Here is a 19,758-nt window from a genome sequence, read left to right on the forward strand (position 1 = left end):
GTCAAACTCCCGTCTGCCCCGCGACGCCTGGCACGCGCTCTCGCCGCACCGGGCGACGACGGGAGTTTGACGACAGGCCCTAGCGGGCCACCCCCGCCGCCTCGCAGTACAGGGCCATCGCCTCGTCGCCCATCACCGCGCTGTACGACACCTCGGGGACGTTGCCGCCGCCCTGGTACCCGCCGAGGACCCCGGCCAGCGAGCCGCCCGCCAGCCAGGGGCTGCCGCTGGTGCCGCCGCTCAGGTCGGGGCAGTCGATCCGGCGCTGCGTCGGGGAGAACAGGCTCGTCGCGTTGGAGCAGGCCAGCGGGGCGTCCAGGACGCTCGGGTAGCCCAGCACGGTCACCGTCACGTCGGAGGGCTGCGCGGCGGCCACCGGGAAGGAGCCGACCACGTCCTCCACGGACCGGGTCTCCCCGGAGTCGGCCGGGGTGACCGTCGCGAAGGCGACGTCCGCGTCGGGGTCCTGGCCGGCCGTCCATGCCGGGGCCACGTACACGCGGGTCAGCCGCCACAGCCCGTACGGGGCGTCCCCGTCCCGGTAGCCGGGGGCGAAGACGGTGGTGTCCGGGTGTTCGAGGCAGTGCGCGGCGGTGGCGATCAGGTCGTGGCCGAGGCTGCGGACCACGGACGCGGTGCAGAAGTGCCCCCCGTCGAGCCCGCCCGCGAACAGCGCGCCGACCCGCCCCGACTCCGCCGAGGCCGGGGCCTCGGCGGTCACCCCGAGCGGGGTCGCGGCCCCGGCCTCGGGCAGGTCCAGGCTGAGCAGGGCGCCCATCGCGGTCACCGCGAGCAGGATCCGTGACGCCCGCCGGGCCCGGGTGCTGTGACGGCCGGCCGCCTTGCGGGGGAGGATGCGTTGGATCATGCCTCCGAGCCTCCCCGGGGAAACTGTGGCACCGGCTCGGAATTGCTTATGAATCAGCTGTGAATGCCGCCGCCCGCCGCAGACCCGCCCGTCTGTGCGAAGCCATGAACGGACCTCGCCCCCCGGGACGGCGCTTCGGCGGAACCCACCGGTCTATGGACGCGGCGGAGGATTTCCGGGCCCGCTGTTGTGCACGGCGGTGCGTGATCGGCGGGCCCGCCCGCCCCTAGCCTCGCCGCAAGAGCACGAACGAGGGGCGGTACCCGGTGAACTGGCTCATCCACGACTACCGCGAGGGCGACCTCGCGTCGGTGGTCCATCTGATCGACACGACGGCCGAGCTCGGCCAGGAGTCGGTCTTCTCGCTCGCCGAGTGCATCAGCGCGCTGACCGGCCGGCAGCCCTGCGTGGTCGCCGTCCACCAGGGCGTCCCCATCGGCGCGGCCCTCGCCTGCGTGACCGGCGAGCGGGCCTGGGTGATGCGCATCGCCATCGCCGCCGGCTGGCGCGGACGCGGCCTCGCCAGCGCCCTCCTCGTCGAGCTGGAGCGCCGCCTGATCGCCGCCCGCGTGGGACGCATCGCGTACGTCCTGCCCGAGGAGGACCTGCTCGGCGAGGGCCTCCTCAACGCCGGCTACACCCGCCAGCCCGCCGTCGCCTACTTCGAGAAGACCGAGCCGCTGCACGGACCGGCCGCCGGACTCCTCGACGACCTCGGCGGCCGCTTCCTGCCGAACGACCTGTGGGCCAAGGTCGCCGGCATGGAGAAGGAGAAGGAGCTGATCGAACGCCGCGTGGTGCTCCCCCTGGCCGAACCCGAGCGGGCCGCCGCGCACGGGGTGCGCCCGCCGCGCGCCATCACCCTCTTCGGGCCGCCCGGCACCGGCAAGACCACCTTCGCCCGGGCCATCGCCTCCCGGCTGGGCTGGCCCTTCGTGGAACTGCTGCCCTCGCGTCTGGCCGACGGCGGGAACCTGGCGGCCGCCCTGCGCCGGGCCTTCGCCCGGATCGCGGAACTGGAACGGGTGCTGGTCTTCATCGACGAGGTCGAGGAGATCGCCCCCGTGCGCACCGAGCCGGCGCAGCCCGGCGGCGCCCACGGCGTCACCAACGAGCTGCTCAAGCTGATACCCGGCTTCCGGGAGGGTGACGAGCGGCTGCTGGTCTGTGCGACCAACTCCATCCGCTCCCTCGACCCGGCGTTCCTGCGGCCCGGCCGCTTCGACTACCTGATCCCGATCGGCACCCCGGACGCCGGGGCCCGCGCCGCGATCTGGTCCCGCTACACCGCCGGGCGCACGGACGTGGACGTGGCCGCCCTGGTGGCGGCGACGGAACTGTTCACCCCGGCCGACATCGAGCACGCGGCGCGGACCGCGGCGCAGGTGTCCTTCGAACGGGACCTGGAGTCGGTCGGCGCGCGCGGCGCGGCGGCCCAGCCGGGCGCGACCACGGCCGACTACCTGGCGGCCGTCGCCCAGTGCAGGCCCACGGTGACCCCCGCGATGACCGGGGAGTTCGAGGCCGACATCACCGCCCACGCGCGGCTCTGAGACTCCGTCCCCCGGTTGCGGCGGGGGACGGGTACGCGAACGGCCCGCGGCTGCTCCCCAAAGCGGCCGCGGGCCTTCCGCGCGGACCCGGCATCCGAGCGGAAACGGCCGCGCTCCCAGGGGGTGTTGCCGGAGGGAACGCGGCACGCCTGGGTGCCTGGGGGCGTCCTGCACGCCCCGGTCGACCCTTCGAGTCAACCACCGGCCCCACCGCCACCACCTCGGCCGGACGGCCACACCCGCCCCGGCCGCAAGGACGACCCCGCACCGGGCGCCCCTGGGCCGGACGGTGGGCGTGGGCTACGGTCGGGCCATGGGCTTCGTCGTCTTCATGACCCTGCCGGGACTCGCGCTGCTGCTGACCGCCATGGCCTTCCTGGACCTGGCCCTCGTCCGCGCGGGCCGCGCCGGACTGCTGCCCTGGCGGTGGAACGGGCGGCAGGGCCAGATCTCCTCCACCGGCTTCGAGCAGCTCCACGCGAGCTTCTCGCCCGGCAAGCAGAACGAGCTGAAGGAACGGCAGAGCGCCCTCGTGATGCGCGATGACGAGGAGGACGGCGCGCCACCGCGCTCCCGGGTCGACCTCGCGGGCGGCCGCGCCGTGATCAGGTTGCCCGGCAGCCCGAAGGGGCGGGCGGCGAGCGGCCTCAGCGGGGGCAGCGGTAGGTGAAGTCCGTCGCCGCCGTGCGTGGGGTGGGGGAGAGCAGTCGCAGTTCCGCGCGGGCCGGGTAGCTGCCCGTGCCCTTGAAGGTCCACATGAGGTGGAGGGTGGCCTCCTTGCGGCCTGCGGGCACCCGTTCCGTGAGCTCCTCCGACCGGGTGCCGTCGCTGCGGACCCACTGGTACGTCAGGGTTCCGGGGCGCCCGTTGGTCGCCACGACGGCCACCACGTCGGCCGCCGCGTCGCAGCCCGGCCCCCGCGGGTCGGTGTTCACCGCGACGTCGCGGACCTCGACGGCCGGCCCGAACCGCTGCCAGCCCAGGTAGGCGAGCACCCCGGCCAGCACCACGGCGGCGAGGGTGTACCGGCGCCAGCCGCCGCCGCGCCGCACGGGCGGCGCGGTCTCGGGCGCGGGCCCTACGGGGAACGGCGCGGGCAGGGCCGCCGTCACCCCCGGGCCGAAGCGCAGCACGGAGCCCTCGACCCGGTCGGGGGCCGCGTCGCGCGGCGGCGGCGGGCCGCTGAACCAGTGGCTGCCGAGGACGGTGGCGCTGTAGTCGTCGCCCTGCGGGGCGTGCGGATCGCTCATCGCGGGGGCTCCGGGTCCGTGCAGCGCACCAGCGGCTGGGAGTCGGACGCCGGGGCGCCGGCGGCGGGCTTGGTGGTGACCCGGACGCCGGCGTAGCAGCCGCGGCCCCGGGGGAAGGTGTGGGACTGGACGACGGTGGCCGGCGCGCCCGCCTGGACCACGATCGTGTCGGTGCCGTCGGGCACGGAGTAGGCCCCCTGGGAGCCGCCCAGGAACCACTGGACGGTGACGGTGACCGGCCCGCTGCCCTGGGTCGCCAGGGAGACGGCGGCGTCGGCCCGGTAGACCCCGGCCTTGAGCGAGACGTCCAGCTTGGTCACCCGCAGGGTGGGGCTGGGCGTCGGCGTCGGGGACCAGGTGACCGTGGGCCGCGCGGTGGGCGTCCAGGTGGGACTGGGGCCGGCCGACGGCCATGCCGTCGGCGTGGGAGTCGGCTCCGGGGTGGAGGCCGACGGGGTGGGCGTCGGGCTGGCCGAGGGCGTCGGGGAGGGGGAGGCGGACGGGTCCGTCCGCGTGGGGCCGGGCGTGGGCGCGGCGGAGGGGGCGGCCGGGCTCGTGGTGGCGAAGTCGCTCAGCGCGGAGGGTCCCGGCGGGGCGCCGGACGCGTCCGTGGTGAACACGAGGACGGCCCCGAGCACCAGCGCCAGGCCCGTCGCGAGCCAGCCGCCGCGCCCGGGGGCCCAGCCGGAGCCGATCGAGGTGGTGGCCACCGCCGTGGTGCCCGCGGCGGCGCCGCCCGCCGACGGGAACAGCAGCGGCAGCAGGGCCGCCAGCGCGGCCAGCTTGCGCTGCCCGCGCTCCTCCCACCGCGGTCCGTACGCGGCGACCGCGACCGCCTCCAGTTCGGCGACGAAGGCCTCGGCGTTCTCCGGCCGCCGCTCCGGCAGCTTGGCCAGGCCCCGGCGGATCAGCGGCCGGACGGGCTCGGGGGCCTCGGTCTCCGGGATCGGTGCCTCGATGTGCTGGACGGCGAGCTCGGCGAAGTTGGCGCCGTCGTAGGGCTTGCGGCCGGTCAGGCACTCGAAGAAGGTCGCGGTGGCCGCGTACACGTCGGCGGTCGGCGAGGCCGGCCGTCCCTGCCACTGCTCGGGGGCCATGTAGGCGGGGGTTCCCGCGACCCCGGGGGTGGTGCCGCGGCCGGCGGCGATCCCGAAGTCCACCAGCTTGGAGGAGCCGTCCGCCGCGACCAGCACGTTCTCCGGCTTGTAGTCGCGGTGGACCACACCGGCCCGGTGGGCGGCGGCCAGTCCGAGCAGGGAGCCCTTGAGGACCGCCAGCGCGGCCTCGGGCTCCGTCCGCCCGGACTCCCGCAGCACGGAGCGCAGGGAGACCCCGTCGACGAGCTCCATGACGATCACGGCCCCGTCCGGGGCCTCCACGTACTCGTAGAACCGGGTCACGTACGGGGAGACCAGGTCGCCGAGCAGCCGGGCCTCGGCCCGGAACTCGCCGACGAAGACCGGGTCCTCGCGCATCCGGTCGCTGAGGTACTTCACCGCGACCGCGGTGCCGGTGGCGTCGTGGACCGCGAGCACGACCCGGCCGCTGCCGCCCGAACCGAGCTCACGCACCTCGGTGTACCCGGGCACCGTCCACCCGTTGCTCATTCCCGCCCCCCTCCGTGGCGTCGCCGGCTCTCGGAGCCGGACCGGTCGGTTCCGACCGGCCACACCCAGGGACACCATTTAGCCACGGCCGGTTCCCGACCTCGGGGCCCGTCCGGTCCGTGGACGGGACGGGGCCCGAGGTCGGGCCCGGGGGCGGCCGGACGGGGTTCACGCGCGCGTCACGCGGCGGCCGACACCGCGCCGATCATGGCGTGCAGCCGGTCCGCCGCCGCCCGTCCGAAGGCCGGGTCGTTGATGTGGGTGTCGTAGTCGTAGAGCCGCGCGGCGCTGCCCCGCAGCCCCTCGCGCAGCGCCGAGAACAGCGCCCCGTCCGCCTCCGGATCGTGGTACGGACCGCCCGGCGCGCCCAGCGTGGACAGTCCGCGCAGCGGCAGGCAGACGGCCGTCGGGCCGGTCGCCGCGCGCAGTTTGGCGGCCACCCGCCGCCCGAGTTCCGCGCACTCGGACTCCGTCGTGCGGATCACCGTGATCGACGGGTTGTGGACCCGCACCCGGCGGTAGCGGGCCCGCTCCGGCAGGGTCTCCGGCGGCCCGAACTTCACCATGTCCAGCGCCCCCAGGCTCACCACCTGCGGGATCCCGGCCCGTCCGGCCGCGCTGAGCCGGTCGGGGCCGGCGGTGAGGATGCCGCCGCACAGGTCGTCGGCGATCTCGCTGAGGGTCAGGTCCAGTACGCCCGCGAAGATCCCCTGGCCGGCCAGCTTCTCCAGGGTGCGCCCGCCCGTACCGCTGACGTGGAAGACCAGGACCTCGTAGCCGAGTTCGGTCAGCCGTTCGCGGGCGGCGTCCACGCCGGTCGTGGTCACCCCCGCCATGCTCGCGGCCACCAGGGGGCGCGAGCCCGAGCCGAGCCGGGCCGGGCGGCTGCGGTCCAGGGCGGCGCGCGCGAAGCCCTTGGCCATACCGGCGACCGCCTCCGCCGCGTTGGCCAGCACCGGCGCCGAGACGCTGTTGATCCCGGCGATGTCCACCACGCTGTACATCATGGTGATGTCCGAGGAGCCGACGTAGGGGGAGACGTCCCCCGAGGCCATCGACGAGACCATCACCTTCGGCAGGCCCAGCGGCAGGGCCCGCATCGCCCGGGTGGCGATGGAGGTGCCCCCGCTGCCCCCGATCGCGAGCACCCCGTGCATCCTGCCCTCGGAGTGCAGCCGTAAGAGGGTGGCCTCCGCGCCCTCGGCCATCGTGGTCACGGCGGCGCCCCGGTCGGCGGCCGCGCGCAGTTCCGACAGGTCGGCCCCCGCGGCCCGCGCCACCTCTTCGCGCGGCACGTCCGCGGGAACCCGGGGTTCGCCCATGATCCCCGTGTCGACCAGTACCACCTCGACGCCGGCGCGCAGCAGCCTCTCGCGCAGCCAGCCGTACTCGACACCCTTGGTGTCCAGGGTTCCCACCAGCACGACGTTCGTCATATGTGCAATGTCCATGCAGGTGAGGTTTGTTGGCAAGTAAAGGTCAGGTCAATCCGCCAGGAGGGTCAACAATCGCTCCAGAAAGGGAAGTTGACCGGCCATCAGCTTGTTTCTGGCCAAGGTCGGCCTGAACCAGGCCACTTGGTCCAGCTCCGGGAACTCGCGCTCGGTCCCGGAGTGCGGCGGCCACTCCATCGTGAAGGTCCCCGGCACCATCAGCGCGGGGTCGAGGTCGCCCTCCACCGCCCAGACGGTCACCAGCTTCCCGCTGCTCAGCCGGACCTCGCCCAGCGGCAGGTACTCGCCCTCCGGCGGCGGCAGCCCCAGCTCCTCGGCGAACTCCCGGCGGGCCGCGTCGCGCGGGGTCTCGTCCGGCCCGTACTCGCCCTTCGGGATCGCCCAGCCCCCGGCGTCCCGGCCCGCCCACAGCGGGCCGCCCATATGGCCGAGCAGCATCTCGACCCCGGCCTCCGCGCCGTCCCCGCTCCGCCGGAACAGCAGCAGGCCGGCACTCTGCTTGTACCTCTTCGGCTGTGTCACGGTCCCATACATGCCCCGCCCCGGCCCCGGTCAGTGACCGGAACCGGGGCGGGATGTTCCGCAACGGGGTATCAGTGCTCGTGCGGGCCCGAGCGGTGGACCGGGCCGTGCGCGTCCGCGCAGTGCGGGTCGGCGGCGTCGGGCCCCTCGCCCGCCCGGCCGACCGAGAGCAGGTCGTCCTGGACGTGGTCCACCTGGAGGGTGGTGTGGGTGATCCCGTACTCCTTCGCCAGCAGCGCCTCCAGGTCGCGCCGCACGGCGTGGCAGTCGCCCTCCTCCTCCACCAGCACGTGCGCCGACAGGGCCGCCTGCCCCGAGGTGATCGTCCAGATGTGCAGGTCGTGCACCTCCGTCACCGGCGGGTGCCCCACGAGCCGGTCGCCCACCGCGTCCGGGTCCAGGTGGGCCGGAGCGGCCTCCAGGAAGATCCGGCCGGACTCGCGCACCAGCCCGTACCCCGCCTTGACCATCAGCACCACCACCACGAGCGAGGCGATCGCGTCCGCCTGCACGAAGCCGGTGGTGAGCACGATCAGGCCGGCCACGGCCGTCCCGATGAAGGCGAACAGGTCGTTGAGGATGTGCTGGTAGGCGCCCTCCACGGCGAGCGAGGAGCGGTTCGCCTTGGAGATGCACCAGGCCGCCGCCACGTTCACCACGATGCCCGCCAGCGCCGTGACCAGCACCAGCCCGCCCTCCACCGGCGGCGGGTCGAGCAGCCGGCGCACGGCCTCGTACGCCAGCCAGACCGCCAGCAGCAGCAGCGTCAGGCCGTTGGCCTGGGCCGAGAGTATCTCCGCGCGCTTGAGACCGAACGTGAACCCGCCGCGCGCCGGCCGGGCCGCCAGCCGCATCGCGATCAGCGCCAGGACGATCGAGACGGCGTCCGTGAGCATGTGCGCGGCGTCGGAGATCAGCGCCAGCGAATGGGCCAGCACGCCGATGACCACCTCGACGGCCATGAAGCCGCAGATCAGGGTGAGCGCGATCGCCAGCCAGCGGCGGTCGGCGTCGGGATCCACCCCGTGGCTGTGCCCCGCGTGCCCGTGGCCGTGCCCGTGGGCGTGGGCCTGCCCGGGACCGTCCTCGTGCGCATGGTCGTGCCCGAGGTCGTGGCTGTCGCGTCCGGTCATGGCTTCCCCCGTCTGTTCGGTTCCGACGCGTGAAGTGAAGCGCACCCGGGCGAATAGGGCAAAGGCTGCAACGGGGACCGTTGTCATTACCTATAAGACCCGCTTGACCTGCGCTTATGCCGGGATCGACGGATCGTGCGAAAATCTGGTCATGGTCCAGCGCCCCGGTGTGCCGACCGCGCCCGCACTCGTCCTGGAAACCGCCCGAGGCTCCACGGAGATGAGCCCCGGCAGGACCTACCACGTCGGACGCGACCCCCTCTGCGAGATCTGCTTCGACGACGCCCGCGTCTCGTGGCACCACGCCGTCCTGCGCCCCGACGGGGACCACTGGACCGTCGAGGACGAGAACAGCACCAACGGAACCTGGGCCGCCGACGGCCACCGCGTCAGCGTGGAGGACGTCGGCCCCGGCAGCGAACTGCGCTTCGGCAACGCCGTCGACGGCCCCCGCGCCCTCCTCGTCGGCCGGACGCCGCCCCCCGCCCCCGCGGGCCGCCCCTCCTCCGTCACCAACCCCGCCATGACCAGCACCTTCCGCCAGCCCACCAGCGTCCGGCAGGTGCCCGCGCGGACCGCCGTGCGCATCGGCCGGGACCCCGGGAACGACCTGGTCATCGACAACCTCGTCGTCTCCCGCCGGCACGCCGAACTGCGCGCCCTCGCCGACGGCGGCTACGAGATCGCCGACCTCGGCAGCCACAACGGCACCTACCTCAACGGAGCCCCCGTCACCCGGGCCCGGATCTCCGAGGGCGACATCGTCGGCATCGGCCACTCCGCCTTCTGCCTCGTCGGCGACCAGCTCCAGGAGTTCACCGACACCGGCGAGGTCTCCCTCGACGTCCAGGACCTCGGCGTCACCGTCGACCGCGGCCGCAAGACCCTCATGGAGGGGGTCACCTTCCCCGTGGGCGCCAAATGCCTGCTCGCCGTCGTGGGCCCCAGCGGCGCCGGCAAGTCCACCCTCCTCGGCGCGCTCACGGGCCTGCGCCCCGCCGACACCGGGAGCGTCCTGTACGACGGCCGCGACCTCTACCACGACTACGCCGAGCTGCGCAGCCGCATCGGCCTGGTGCCCCAGGACGACATCCTGCACGCCCAGCTCACCGTCCGGCGCGCCCTCGTGTACGCCGCCGAACTGCGCTTCCCGCAGGACACCAGCCGGGCCGAACGCGAGGCCCGCGTCGACGAGGTGATCCGCGAGCTCGGCCTCGTCCAGCGGGTCGACCAGCCCATCCACAGCCTCTCCGGAGGCCAGCGCAAGCGGGTGTCGGTCGCCCTCGAGCTGCTCACGAAGCCCTCACTGCTCTTCCTCGACGAGCCCACCTCCGGCCTCGACCCGGGCATGGACCGCTCCGTCATGCACATGCTCCGCGGCCTCGCGGACGACGGCCGCACCGTCATCGTCGTCACGCACAGCGTGCTCAGCCTCGACGTCTGCGACCGGCTGCTGTTCCTCGCCCCCGGAGGGCGCGTCGCCTACTTCGGCCCGCCCCAGGAGGCGCTCGGCTTCTTCGGCTTCGCCGAGTGGCCGGAGGCCTTCGAGGTCTTCGAGAACGACCGGGACCGGGACTGGGCGGGTGCCTTCCGGGGCTCGCCGGTCCACCGGCGCTACGTCGACCTCACCGCGCGCGGCGCCGGGCCGGCCCGGCCGGCCGCGCTGATGGCCGCGCCCGCCCCGCCGCCCACCGCCGTGCCGCCCGCTCCGCCGCCCAAGGCGCAGAGCTGGGGCTCACAGCTGTCGACCCTGGTCCGCCGGTACGCGGCCGTGCTCGGCGCCGACCGGACCTTCCTCGTCATCATGGTCGCGCTGCCGTTCATGATGGGCGCCATGGCCCGCGCGCTCGCCGGAAGCGTCCTCGACGTCGAGACCTCGCTGAACGCCCTGCTCATCCTCACCATCGGCGGAGTGCTCACCGGCGCCGCCAACGCCGTGCGCGAACTGGTCAAGGAACGCGTGATCTACCAGCGTGAACGCGCCGTCGGGCTGTCGCGCTCCGCCTACCTGATGTCGAAGGTGGTGGTGCTGGGGACGATCACCGTCGCCCAGGCCGTGGTCATGACCCTCATCGCCCTCGCCGGAGTGAACCTGAACGCCCCGGGCGGCAAGGGGGTGCTCATGCCCCCGCTGATCGAGATCACCATCGCGGTCGCCCTGCTGTCCTTCACCGCGATGATGCTCGGCCTGATGATCTCCGCCCTGGTCAAGAAGGAGGAGGTCACCATGCCGCTGCTGGTCCTCCTCGCGATCGTGCAGGTCGTCTTCTGCGGCACCCTGCTGAAGCTCTACGGCGTGCCCGTCCTCGAACAGGTGGCGTGGCTGGCGCCCTCCCGGTGGGCGATGGGCGCGATGGGCGCCACCATCGAACTGGGCCGGATCGTCCCCGGGAAGCTCACCCAGGACCCGATCTACCACCACGAGGCGCACGGATGGGTGGTGTGCGTCGCCGCGCTGCTCGTGCTGTCGGCGGCCTTCGGCGTGGTGGTGGCCCGGCTGCTGCGCCGCCAGGAGCCGGCCGTCATGCGGAAGCAGCCGCGGAAATGACCTTCACCGACCCGATCCCCGAGTTCCACCCCACCCACGTCGTCCCCCAGGAGGGGCTGCCCGCCTGGGAGGCCCCCGACGTGGCCCGGCCGACCGCGCCGCTGGACCCGTTCCTGCCCGTGCAGCTGCTCTCTCGGCGCGGCGAGTGGACCGAGATCCTCTGCGCCAACGGCTGGTCCGCCTGGGTGGACGGACGGCTGCTGGTGGCCGTCCCGCAGCCGCCGCCCACCTCCGGCCGGCCCCTGGCGCGGACCGAGGACCCCGCGCCGCTGCTGGGCCGCGCCGCCGAGTCCCTGGAGCGCTACCGCAGGGCCGTCCGCGAGCACGCCGAGGGAACGGCGGGCGGCGAGGACTTCGGGCGGGCCGTACGGGGGCTGCGGATCGGGATCGTGATCGACGGGGAGTCCGCGTGGCTCTACGACGAGACCTCGCGGCGGTGGATGTACGCCGACGGCAACCGCATGGCGACCTACGCGGTCGTCTCGGGACCGGGCGCGGCCTCCCCGCCGGAGCCGGGGCCTGAGCCCCCGGCGCAGCCGCCGGCCCCGGAGGCCGAGACCGCGGCGGGTGCCCCCGTACCGCCTGACCAGGGCCACGAGCCGACCCGCATCGTCGACCTGCCCGGGGCCGGAGGGCCGTGATGGGGGCCGCCGACTCGCTGGGTGGCCGGCCCTCGGGGCTGCTGGGCACGCAGATCGCCGGGTACCTGGTGGAGAGCGAGATCGGGCGCGGCGGGATGGCGGTCGTCTACCGGGCCCGCGACCTGCGGCTGGACCGTACGGTGGCGCTCAAGCTGCTGGCCCCCGAACTCGCCCGCAACGACACCTTCCGCAAGCGCTTCGCGCACGAGTCCAAGGTGGCGGCGGCCATCGACCACCCGCACATCGTGCCCGTGTTCGAGGCGGGGGAGACGGACGGGCTCCTCTACATCGCCATGCGGTTCGTCGCCGGGCAGGACCTGCGGGCCCTGCTGGACCGGACCGGTCCGCTGCCGGTGGAGACGGCCGCCCGGATCGCCGGCCAGGTCGCCTCCGCGCTCGACGCGGCCCACGACCACGACCTCGTCCACCGGGACGTCAAACCCGGCAACATCCTCGTCGCGGACGGCACGGACAGCGAACACCCCGAGCACGTCTACCTGACGGACTTCGGGCTCACCAAGAAGTCCCTGTCGCTGACCGGGTTCACCAGCGTCGGGCAGTTCGTGGGGACGCTGGACTACGTGGCGCCCGAGCAGATCGCCGGGAAGCCGGTGGACGGGCGCTGCGACGTGTACAGCCTGGGGTGCGTGGTCCACGAGATGCTCACCGGCGGGCCGCCGTTCCAGCGCGACGACGACATGGCCCTGCTGTGGGCCCACCAGTTCGACCCGCCGCCCCCGCCCTCCGCGCGGCGGCCGCAGCTGTCGCCGGCGGTGGACGCGGTACTGGCCAGGGCCCTGGCGAAGACGCCGGAGGACCGCTGGGGAAGCTGCCTGGAGTTCACCGGAGCCCTGCGCAGGGCGGGCACCGCCCCGGCCGCGGTCCCGGTGGCCGGGGCCGTCGCGGGAGCCGCCGCCGACGCGGGGGCCCTCGCGCAGGCGGCCGGTCCGACGCCCCCGCCGCCGCCGCCCCGGTGGGCGCTGCCGGTGTTCCGCGGCCGGGCCTGAACCGGCGGGCCTGAACCGGCTCCGGCCGCAGGGGGGTTACCGGGCGGAGGGTTCGTCCACCCGGCCGGGGTGGCGCAGGGGGCGGGCCAGGAGGGCGCCGAGGAACCCGGCCACCGCGCCCCACAGCAGGCCGAGGCCGGTCGTACGCCACAGCGACGGCATGAGCTCGACCTTGCCGCCGAGCCCCGAGTCGTCCCCGATGCCCAGCAGGGAGAGTCCGAACTGGGCCTGGACCCGGCCCAGCAGACAGACCGTCAGCGTGGCCAGCGCGAGCGCCACCCCCAGGTGCAGGGCGTGCTGCCAGGGCCGGACCCCCGCCGGGGAGCGTACGGCCGCCAGCACGCCCGCGGCGAGCAGTGCGACGGCGGCCACCGCGACCAGCCACCACGCCCGGCCGTCGTGCCGGGCGAGCGAGGAGACGTCGACGGTGGAGAGGTCGGGCCCGCGCAGCACCCGGTCCAGCAGCTGGGGCATCGGCAGCCCGAACGGGCCCTCGGCCCGCCCCTGCCAGGCGCCCCCGAAGCCGAGGGTCAGGGCGAGCCAGGCCAGGTTGGGCAGGCCCAGCAGGAGCACCGCCAGGGTCCGTGTGGCGTGACCCTGGGTGGCGGCCGCGATCAGGCCGACGGCCAGCCCGAGGACCACGTACCCGACCAGCAGCACGGCCGTGGCGAACGCGGCCGGGCGCACCGCCGTGTGGAAGCGGAGCAGGCGGGCCGGCAGCGGCGCGCGCCGGGAGACCAGCAGCGCGATCAGCAACAGGCCCAGGATCCACAGCAGTCCGAACAGCAGGGTCGCGGGCAGGTCCGCCCGGAAGCCGGCCGTCGGCGTGGAGTCGAGGAGTTCGCCCAGGCCCTCCAGTGGGGAGTCCCCGCTCAGCAGGCGGAACGTGTGGTGCGCGAAGAGCGCGAAGAGGGTGAGCAGGACCAGCCACAGCAGCGCCGACCGCGCACCCCGGGCCAGCAGCTCGCGCGGCCGGGCCACCGCACGGTGGCGCAGCGGGCGCAGGAACAGGTAGCCGGTGGTCAGCGCCCCGGCCAGGCTCACCGACAGGGGGAGCACGGACAGTCCGGCCTGGGCGCCGCCCAGTACTCCGGCGTCGCCCGTGATGCCCACCTCGCCGCCGGCCGCCATCACGACGACGGCGGCGGCCACATGGGGGAACGCCCCGCCCGGAAGGTCGGCGGCTCCGGCGCAGGCGAGGCCGGCGGCGGCCACCGCGGTCATCACCGCGAAGCCCGCCACGACTGCGGCGAGGGCGTCCCGCCAGGCCCTCGTTGAGGTACCGCTCACCCTGCAACCGTGGCATCCCCGGCTTGCGGGCACCACTCGGACCACGCACACAATGGGCGGCAGGAGTGCCGGAAATCCGGCAGATGTCCGGAATCCTCTCGTTCGGTGCTCGGGAAGAAGGGCCCGTGACCACTCAGCCGTCCGGTGGGCAGCCGCCCCCGTCCTCCTCGCAGCCGCCGGCCTCGGAACGTCCCACCGGTCCCCCTTCCGGTCCCCTCTCGGGCGGCGGGGACCGGGGCTCCGTGCCGCCGCCCGCACCTCCCGGAGGGTCTTCCGGGGGCGGCGGGGAGCCGCCCCCGCGGCCCTGGTGGCGGTCGGTGCCCCGGCTGGCCACGGCGGTCGTCGCGGCGGCGGTCGTCGCCGTCCTGGCCGTGGTGCTGACCCGGCCCGGCGGCTCCTCGGGCCAGGCCGCGGGCGAGGTGTTCCTCCAGCCGGCCGCCGCCTCCGGCCCCGACCCCTTCACCGAGTCCACGGCCGCCCGGCAGGCCACCCCGCCGCCGCGGAGCCCGGCGCCCAGCCCGAGCACCGCCTCGGCCACCGCCTCCGCCGCGGCGGGCACCCGCAGCATCAGCGGCTCCGCGCCCGGCCTCTACGGGGGCACGCGGGACGTCGCCAGCTGCGACGTGGAGAAGCAGATCGCCGCGCTGAACGGGCAGCCCGCCAAGAACGGCGCCTTCGCCTCCGCCCTCGGCGTCGAACCGGCCGCCGTGCCCGGCTACCTGCGCGGGCTCACCGCCGTCCAGCTGCGCCTGGACACCCGGGTCACCAACCACGGCTACCGCGACGGCGCCCCGACCGCCTACCAGGCCGTGCTCCAGGCCGGGACGGCCGTGCTGGTGGACGACCGGGGGGTGCCCAGGGTGCGCTGCGCCTGCGGGAACCCGCTGGGTCCGCCGGTGGCGCTGAAGGCCAACCCGAAGCGCAGCGGGGAGTCCTGGGGGGCGTACGAGCCGTCGAAGGTGGTGGTCGTCGCGCCGTCGGAGACCACCGTGAACGCCTTCGTCATCTACGACCACCAGGACCGCAGCTGGCTCGAACGCGGGCGCGGCGCCACCCCGAAGCCCGACAAGCCGGTTCCGCCGCCGCCCGTCCCGACGCCGGTGGCCACCGTCGGCCCGACCGCCACCCGGCCCGCCCCGTCCACGGCGGCGCCGACGGCCGGGACCACCGCTCCGGCGACCCCCGAGCCCACCGGCACGGCGGCCGGGACCGCCACCGGGACCCCGTCCGCCACCCGGCCGGGCACGCCGTCCGAGCCGCCCTCCGAGACCGCCACCGAGCCGTACCCGCCCACGCCGGCCCGTACGACCGCGGCGCCGGTGGCGCCCCCGCCCGCCCCGGCGACCACCCCGCCGGCCAACCCCCCGGAGAACCCGTACTAGACGCGCTCCGGCCCCCGGTCCCTCCCCGGCGCGGTGGGGGGCCGGGGGCCGTGCGGTTTTGACATGCAGGTATTTGCCTGCATTATTGAGGTGTGAGCAGCGAGATGGACCGGGTCTTCAAGGCCCTGGCCGATCCCACCAGGCGGTTCGTGCTGGACAGGCTGCGCGAGAACAACGGTCAGACCCTGGGCGAACTGTGCGAGAGCGTGCGGATGGCCCGGCAGTCACTGACCCAGCACCTCGGGGTGCTGGAGGCCGCGAACCTCGTGACGACCGTCCGCAGGGGCCGCGAGAAATTGCACTACCTCAACCCCGTACCCCTCCACGAGATCCAGGAGCGGTGGATCAGCGCCTTCGACCGGCCCCGGCTGGACGCGCTGAGCGCCCTGAAACAGAAGGCCGAAACCCTGATGAACACCCAAAGCGAACCGCGCCCCGAGTTCGTCCACACCACCTACATCGCCGCGACGCCCGAGAAGGTCTTCGAGTGCCTGATGGACCCGCAGGCCACCGCGGCCTACTGGTTCCACCACAACGTCTCCGACTGGCGGCCCGGATCCCCCTGGGCCCACCGGCGCCTCGACGGCTCCGGCACCGACGACGTCGTGGGCACCGTGGTCGAGATCGACGCACCGCGCCGCCTCGTCCTGACCTGGACCGGCCCCGGCGAGGAGCGCCCCAACGGCCCCGCCCGGGTCACCTTCGAGCTCAAGCCGTACGGCGACGCCGTCCAGCTCACCGTCACCCACGTCAACCTGCGCGACGACCAGGAGCACCGGCAGATCTCCGGCGGCTGGAACTTCGTCCTGGCCAACCTCAAGACCTACGCCGAGACCGGCGGCACGCTGCCCGTCCCGGCGTGGAGCGGCTCCGGCAAGTAGCGCCCTGCGGCCCGCCCTGCGGCCGTCCTACGACCCGCCCGGCGTCGCCGCCGCTCCGGGCGGGTCGGCGCAGACCGTGCCGGTCTCGTAGATCGTGCCGACGTCATCGGGCTCCGGCAGCGCGGTCGGCAGTCCCGTCGGCACCTCGGTCGGGAGCCCCGTCGGCACTTCGGTCGGCAGCTCCGTCGGGAGCGCGGTGGGCAGTTCCGTGGGGAGGGCGGTGGGGAGCCCGGTGGGCACCTCCGCCGACAGGACGGCCACCTCGACGGCCGCGCAGTAGCGCATGTGCGGGCGGATCCCGGCGTCCAGCCTCTTCACGACGGTCTTCCCGACGCCGGGCACCTCGTCGGACAGGACCACCCGCAGCGTCTCCCCGCCGTCCTGCGGCCGCAGCACCAGCACGTTGCTCTTGTCATGCGGTTCGGAGTCGAGGAACGAGACCGTCACGTAGGGGGCGTCCAGCTTCAGGCTCAGCAGCTTCGACGCCGCCGAGGAGGGGGTCGCCAGACCCACCGCCAGTCCGCACGCCACCACCGCCCCGACCGAGGCCCGGTACGTCCAGCTCAGGCGCCTCATGGGTGTCTCCCTTCGCAGACACGGGGACGCTCCGATCGTCCGCCCGGCCGCCGGACCCGGCAAATCGCGGCCGCCCGGCCCGGCCCGGGACGGGCGCGCTGCCGGGGCCGGGGAAGAGTGAGACCCTGGCAGCATGGACCAGCGGGGACGCACCCCGGCGGTCGACTGGCCCGCGCGGCCCGATCTGAGCCTCGCGCTCAACCGCATGGGCACCTTCGACTGGGACCTCGACAGCGGCCGCATGCACCTGGACGCCACCGCCCTCGAGGTCCTCGGCCTGCACCCGGAGCGGTTCGACGGGACCCCCGGCGGACTGCGGGCCCGGATCGTCCCCGGGGACGAGGAGCGCCTCGACCACCGGGTCGCCCAGGCGCTGCGGGACGGCCGCAGCCACTACGGGGCCTACTTCCGCACCCTGCGCCAGGACGGCGGCGCCGCCTGGACCCACCTCCAGGGCCACGTCCTGCGCGACCCCTCCGGCCGCCCCTACCGGATCATCGGGATCCTCCGCGACGCCGACCAGGACCCCGCGGAGTCCGGCGCGGACGGGGAACGCGACGAGGGCCGGCGCCGGATGACCGGGGTCGTCGAGCGGACCGCCGCGATCCTCGCGCACGCCCGCACCGTCAACGACGTCACCGACATCCTCAAGGACCCCGAGGGACTGGGCCACCTCGGCGCCGTCAGCGTCATGCTCGGCATCGTCGACGGCGGCCGGATCCACCTGGTCGCCGAGGGGCAACTGGGCGCGTACGTACCCGAGATCGAGTACACCCGCATCGACGCCCGGCTCCCCATGAGCGAGGCCGTGCGCACCCTCCAGGCCGTCTACCTGTCCTCACGCGAGGAGTTCCGCCGGCGCTACCCCGAACTGTGGCCGTACATCGAGCCGCTGGCCGTGCGCAGCGGCGTCTACCTCCCGCTCATCGCCCAGGGCCGCCCCGTCGGCGCGCTCGGGCTGCTCTACGCCCGCGACGGCGACTTCACCGCCGAGGAGCGCAACCTGCTCGTGGCGCTCGGCAGCGGAATCGCCCAGAGCCTCCAGCGGGCCATCCTCTTCGAGCAGGAGCACGACCTCGCCGAGGGCCTCCAGCGGGCCATGCTGCCCCGCCGGATCCCGGAGGTGGCCGGCGCTCGGATCGCCGTACGGTACCGGGCGGCCCGGATCGGACGGGACATCGGCGGCGACTGGTACGACGTCATCCCGCTCGGCGAGGGCCGCGTCGGGGTGATGATCGGCGACGTCGAGGGCCACGACACGGACGCGGCCGCCGTCATGGGCCAGTTGCGCATCGTCCTGCGCGCCTACGTCCTGGAAGGCCACACCCCCGGGACGGCCATGGCCCGGGCCTCCGCCTTCCTGCGCGACCTCGCCACCGAACGCTTCGCCACCTGCACCTACGCCGAGGCGGACCTCAACACCGGGATGCTCCGCCTGGTCCGGGCCGGCCACCTCGACCCGGTGGTCCGGCGCGGGGACGGCACCTGCCACCGCGTCCAGGTCGCGGGCGGCCTCCCGCTCGGACTGCCGCCGCGCGAGCCGTCGGGCACCGGCTGCGGCTACCCCGTCACCAGCATGGAACTGCACCCCGGGGACACCCTGCTGCTCTGCACCGACGGCCTGGTGGAGCGGCCCGGCGCGGACCCCGAGGCCGGGATGCGGGAGTTCATGGACGCCGCCCGCGCGGGTCCCGCCGACGTCGAGGAACTCGCCGACGTGCTGTGCGACCTCGTCGGGGACGCGGGCGGCGGGGACGACATGGCCCTGCTCGTCCTGCGCCGGCGCGGCACCCCCGCCCCGCGCGGCGGCGGCCCGCTGCGCCAGCACCTGACGCCCGGCGACACCGACGGACCGGCCCTGGCCCGCCACCTGATCCGCGCGGCGGCCGCGGCCTGGGGCGCCCCGGAGCGGGCCGACGAGATCGAACTCGCCGCCGACGAGCTGATGACCAACGCCCTCGTGCACACCGAGGGCGGCGGGGAGGTCGGCATGCGGCTGACCGCCGAGGGCCGGATCAGGATCGAGGTCGAGGACTCCAGCAGCGCCCTGCCGCGCCGCCGCGAGGCGGACGACTGGGCGGTGTCGGGCCGGGGCCTGATGCTCGTGGACCGCCTCGCGGACGACTGGGGCGTGGAGCCCCGGGGCAGCGGCAAGTGCGTGTGGTGCGAGTTCGCCGTCCCGGCGGCGGGGTAGCTCCGGGCGTCACACCGCGGCGTACATGCTCATGGCCCGGGTGTGCTGGAGGGCCGTCAGCCGGCGGACGAAGAGGACCGCGAGGACGGCCGCGGCGGCCGTGATGAGGTCGGCGAAGGCGCCGGAGCCGGCGGCGATGCCCAGCGCCTCGGGGGTCTCGACCCGCTTGTAGAGCTGCTCCACGACGGCGTCGCAGAGCGTGGAGCCGACCCACACCAGCCACCAGGCGGTCACCGGCGCGGTGGACGCGCGCCGCCCGGAGCCCTCCTGATCCGGCCGGCCGGCGGCCCGCCAGGTCTCCTTCGCGATCCGGTACGGGAGGTAGAGGTTGCCGAACGGGACGAACCAGCCCCCGATGGCCCAGCCGCGCGACTGGCTGAAGCCGCCGGGGAGGAGGACCTGGCCGTTGGTGCGCACCCGGTGGAACCAGATGATGAACACGACGCCGGTCGCCAGCAGCGACAGCATCTGGAAGGACCCCGTCATGCTGGACAGGAGGCCGGACCGCCGCAGGGCGTCGTCCCGGACCGCGACGGGATCACCCGTCAGGACCCGCGTCAGGGACCAGGTGTAGACGCCCACGCCGGCCGAGAGGAGGTTCACCCCCGCGCAGACCGACAGGAGTGCGGTCAGCGCGGTCGCCAGCCCCCGGGGGGAGCGCAGCACGGGGAGGTTCGGCAGCGGCGGCCGGTGGCCGGGGAACGCGGACGGTGCTGATCCGGGCGAGCCGAAGGACATGACGAAGTACCCCCCACGGGAACGTCTGCGAAGAACGGTCGGGATGCGCGGCGGGGCCGGCCGAGCGGGGCCCCGGGCAATGGGGGTGAACATATGCCAGCCCCGACCCCGGCG

The 19,758-nt window shown here is 74.8% G+C and carries 17 protein-coding genes; 8 read left to right on the forward strand and 9 right to left on the reverse strand.

The features are described 5' to 3' along the window. Positions 1–79: 79 nt before the first annotated feature. Positions 80–868 (reverse strand): serine protease, encoded by a 789-nt coding sequence (locus AB0O29_RS24190; RefSeq protein ID WP_365154630.1) that lies wholly within the window; start codon positions 866–868, stop codon positions 80–82. Positions 869–1,134: 266 nt separating this feature from the next. Here AB0O29_RS24190 and AB0O29_RS24195 point away from each other — a divergent pair, with 266 nt between their 5' ends. After that, positions 1,135–2,421 carry a bifunctional GNAT family N-acetyltransferase/ATP-binding protein gene (locus AB0O29_RS24195; RefSeq protein ID WP_365154632.1) on the forward strand — a complete coding sequence of 429 codons (1,287 nt, stop codon included), beginning with the start codon at positions 1,135–1,137 and terminating at the stop codon, positions 2,419–2,421. A gap of 313 nt (positions 2,422–2,734) precedes the next feature. Then, positions 2,735–3,091, forward strand: a complete 357-nt coding sequence (locus AB0O29_RS24200; RefSeq protein WP_365154635.1) for a DUF6191 domain-containing protein — start codon at positions 2,735–2,737, stop codon at positions 3,089–3,091. Here the strand turns inward: AB0O29_RS24200 and AB0O29_RS24205 are convergent. The 5 genes from AB0O29_RS24205 to AB0O29_RS24225 all read right to left on the reverse strand — a co-directional run bounded on the left by AB0O29_RS24205 (position 3,069) and on the right by AB0O29_RS24225 (position 8,387). Then, positions 3,069–3,671, reverse strand: a complete 603-nt coding sequence (locus AB0O29_RS24205; protein ID WP_365154638.1) for a hypothetical protein — start codon at positions 3,669–3,671, stop codon at positions 3,069–3,071. The genes AB0O29_RS24200 and AB0O29_RS24205 overlap by 23 nt on opposite strands. Beyond that, positions 3,668–5,278: a serine/threonine-protein kinase gene (locus AB0O29_RS24210; RefSeq protein ID WP_365154641.1), complete on the reverse strand. Its 1,611-nt coding sequence runs from the start codon at positions 5,276–5,278 to the stop codon at positions 3,668–3,670. The genes AB0O29_RS24205 and AB0O29_RS24210 overlap by 4 nt, the downstream gene beginning before the upstream one ends. Before the next feature lie 179 nt (positions 5,279–5,457). Beyond that, complete coding sequence (locus AB0O29_RS24215; RefSeq protein ID WP_365154697.1) at positions 5,458–6,714, reverse strand: Tm-1-like ATP-binding domain-containing protein; 1,257 nt, start codon at positions 6,712–6,714, stop codon at positions 5,458–5,460. Positions 6,715–6,762: 48 nt separating this feature from the next. Next, positions 6,763–7,254 carry an NUDIX domain-containing protein gene (locus AB0O29_RS24220; RefSeq protein ID WP_365154644.1) on the reverse strand — a complete coding sequence of 164 codons (492 nt, stop codon included), beginning with the start codon at positions 7,252–7,254 and terminating at the stop codon, positions 6,763–6,765. Positions 7,255–7,325: 71 nt separating this feature from the next. Further along, positions 7,326–8,387, reverse strand: a complete 1,062-nt coding sequence (locus AB0O29_RS24225) for a cation diffusion facilitator family transporter (protein WP_365154647.1) — start codon at positions 8,385–8,387, stop codon at positions 7,326–7,328. A gap of 151 nt (positions 8,388–8,538) precedes the next feature. On the opposite strand from AB0O29_RS24225, the gene AB0O29_RS24230 reads away from it, so the two are divergent. The 3 genes from AB0O29_RS24230 to AB0O29_RS24240 are packed head-to-tail and all read left to right on the forward strand — an operon-like array spanning position 8,539 to position 12,583. After that, a complete protein-coding gene (locus tag AB0O29_RS24230) occupies positions 8,539–10,935 on the forward strand; it encodes an FHA domain-containing protein (protein WP_365154650.1) in 2,397 nt (798 codons plus the stop codon). Beyond that, the gene (locus AB0O29_RS24235; protein ID WP_365154653.1) at positions 10,932–11,576 is read left to right on the forward strand and encodes a hypothetical protein; all 645 of its coding nucleotides are present in this window, start codon (positions 10,932–10,934) and stop codon (positions 11,574–11,576) included. Before AB0O29_RS24230 ends, AB0O29_RS24235 begins: the two co-directional genes overlap by 4 nt. Beyond that, positions 11,576–12,583, forward strand: a complete 1,008-nt coding sequence (locus AB0O29_RS24240) for a serine/threonine-protein kinase (protein ID WP_365154656.1) — start codon at positions 11,576–11,578, stop codon at positions 12,581–12,583. The genes AB0O29_RS24235 and AB0O29_RS24240 overlap by 1 nt, the downstream gene beginning before the upstream one ends. A 36-nt stretch (positions 12,584–12,619) precedes the next feature. Here AB0O29_RS24240 and AB0O29_RS24245 read toward each other — a convergent pair whose 3' ends face one another. Further along, positions 12,620–13,873, reverse strand: a complete 1,254-nt coding sequence (locus AB0O29_RS24245) for a streptophobe family protein (RefSeq protein WP_365154659.1) — start codon at positions 13,871–13,873, stop codon at positions 12,620–12,622. Between the two features lie 125 nt (positions 13,874–13,998). Between AB0O29_RS24245 and AB0O29_RS24250 the strand changes: the two genes are divergently transcribed. Next, positions 13,999–15,255: a DUF6777 domain-containing protein gene (locus AB0O29_RS24250; protein WP_365154662.1), complete on the forward strand. Its 1,257-nt coding sequence runs from the start codon at positions 13,999–14,001 to the stop codon at positions 15,253–15,255. 104 nt (positions 15,256–15,359) lie between these two features. Continuing rightward, positions 15,360–16,136 (forward strand): metalloregulator ArsR/SmtB family transcription factor, encoded by a 777-nt coding sequence (locus tag AB0O29_RS24255; RefSeq protein WP_365154700.1) that lies wholly within the window; start codon positions 15,360–15,362, stop codon positions 16,134–16,136. A gap of 27 nt (positions 16,137–16,163) precedes the next feature. Here the strand turns inward: AB0O29_RS24255 and AB0O29_RS24260 are convergent, their stop codons facing one another. Beyond that, the gene (locus AB0O29_RS24260) at positions 16,164–16,712 is read right to left on the reverse strand and encodes a hypothetical protein (protein WP_365154664.1); all 549 of its coding nucleotides are present in this window, start codon (positions 16,710–16,712) and stop codon (positions 16,164–16,166) included. A 133-nt stretch (positions 16,713–16,845) separates the two neighbouring features. Between AB0O29_RS24260 and AB0O29_RS24265 the strand changes: the two genes are divergently transcribed. Further along, positions 16,846–18,906 carry a SpoIIE family protein phosphatase gene (locus tag AB0O29_RS24265; RefSeq protein WP_365154667.1) on the forward strand — a complete coding sequence of 687 codons (2,061 nt, stop codon included), beginning with the start codon at positions 16,846–16,848 and terminating at the stop codon, positions 18,904–18,906. Positions 18,907–18,915: 9 nt separating this feature from the next. Here the strand turns inward: AB0O29_RS24265 and AB0O29_RS24270 are convergent, their stop codons facing one another. Continuing rightward, the gene (locus AB0O29_RS24270) at positions 18,916–19,644 is read right to left on the reverse strand and encodes a DUF4328 domain-containing protein (protein ID WP_365154670.1); all 729 of its coding nucleotides are present in this window, start codon (positions 19,642–19,644) and stop codon (positions 18,916–18,918) included. Between the last annotated feature and the right edge of the window lie 114 nt (positions 19,645–19,758).

Source organism: Streptomyces sp. NPDC089915 (assembly GCF_040684675.1).
GTDB lineage: Bacteria > Actinomycetota > Actinomycetes > Streptomycetales > Streptomycetaceae > Streptomyces.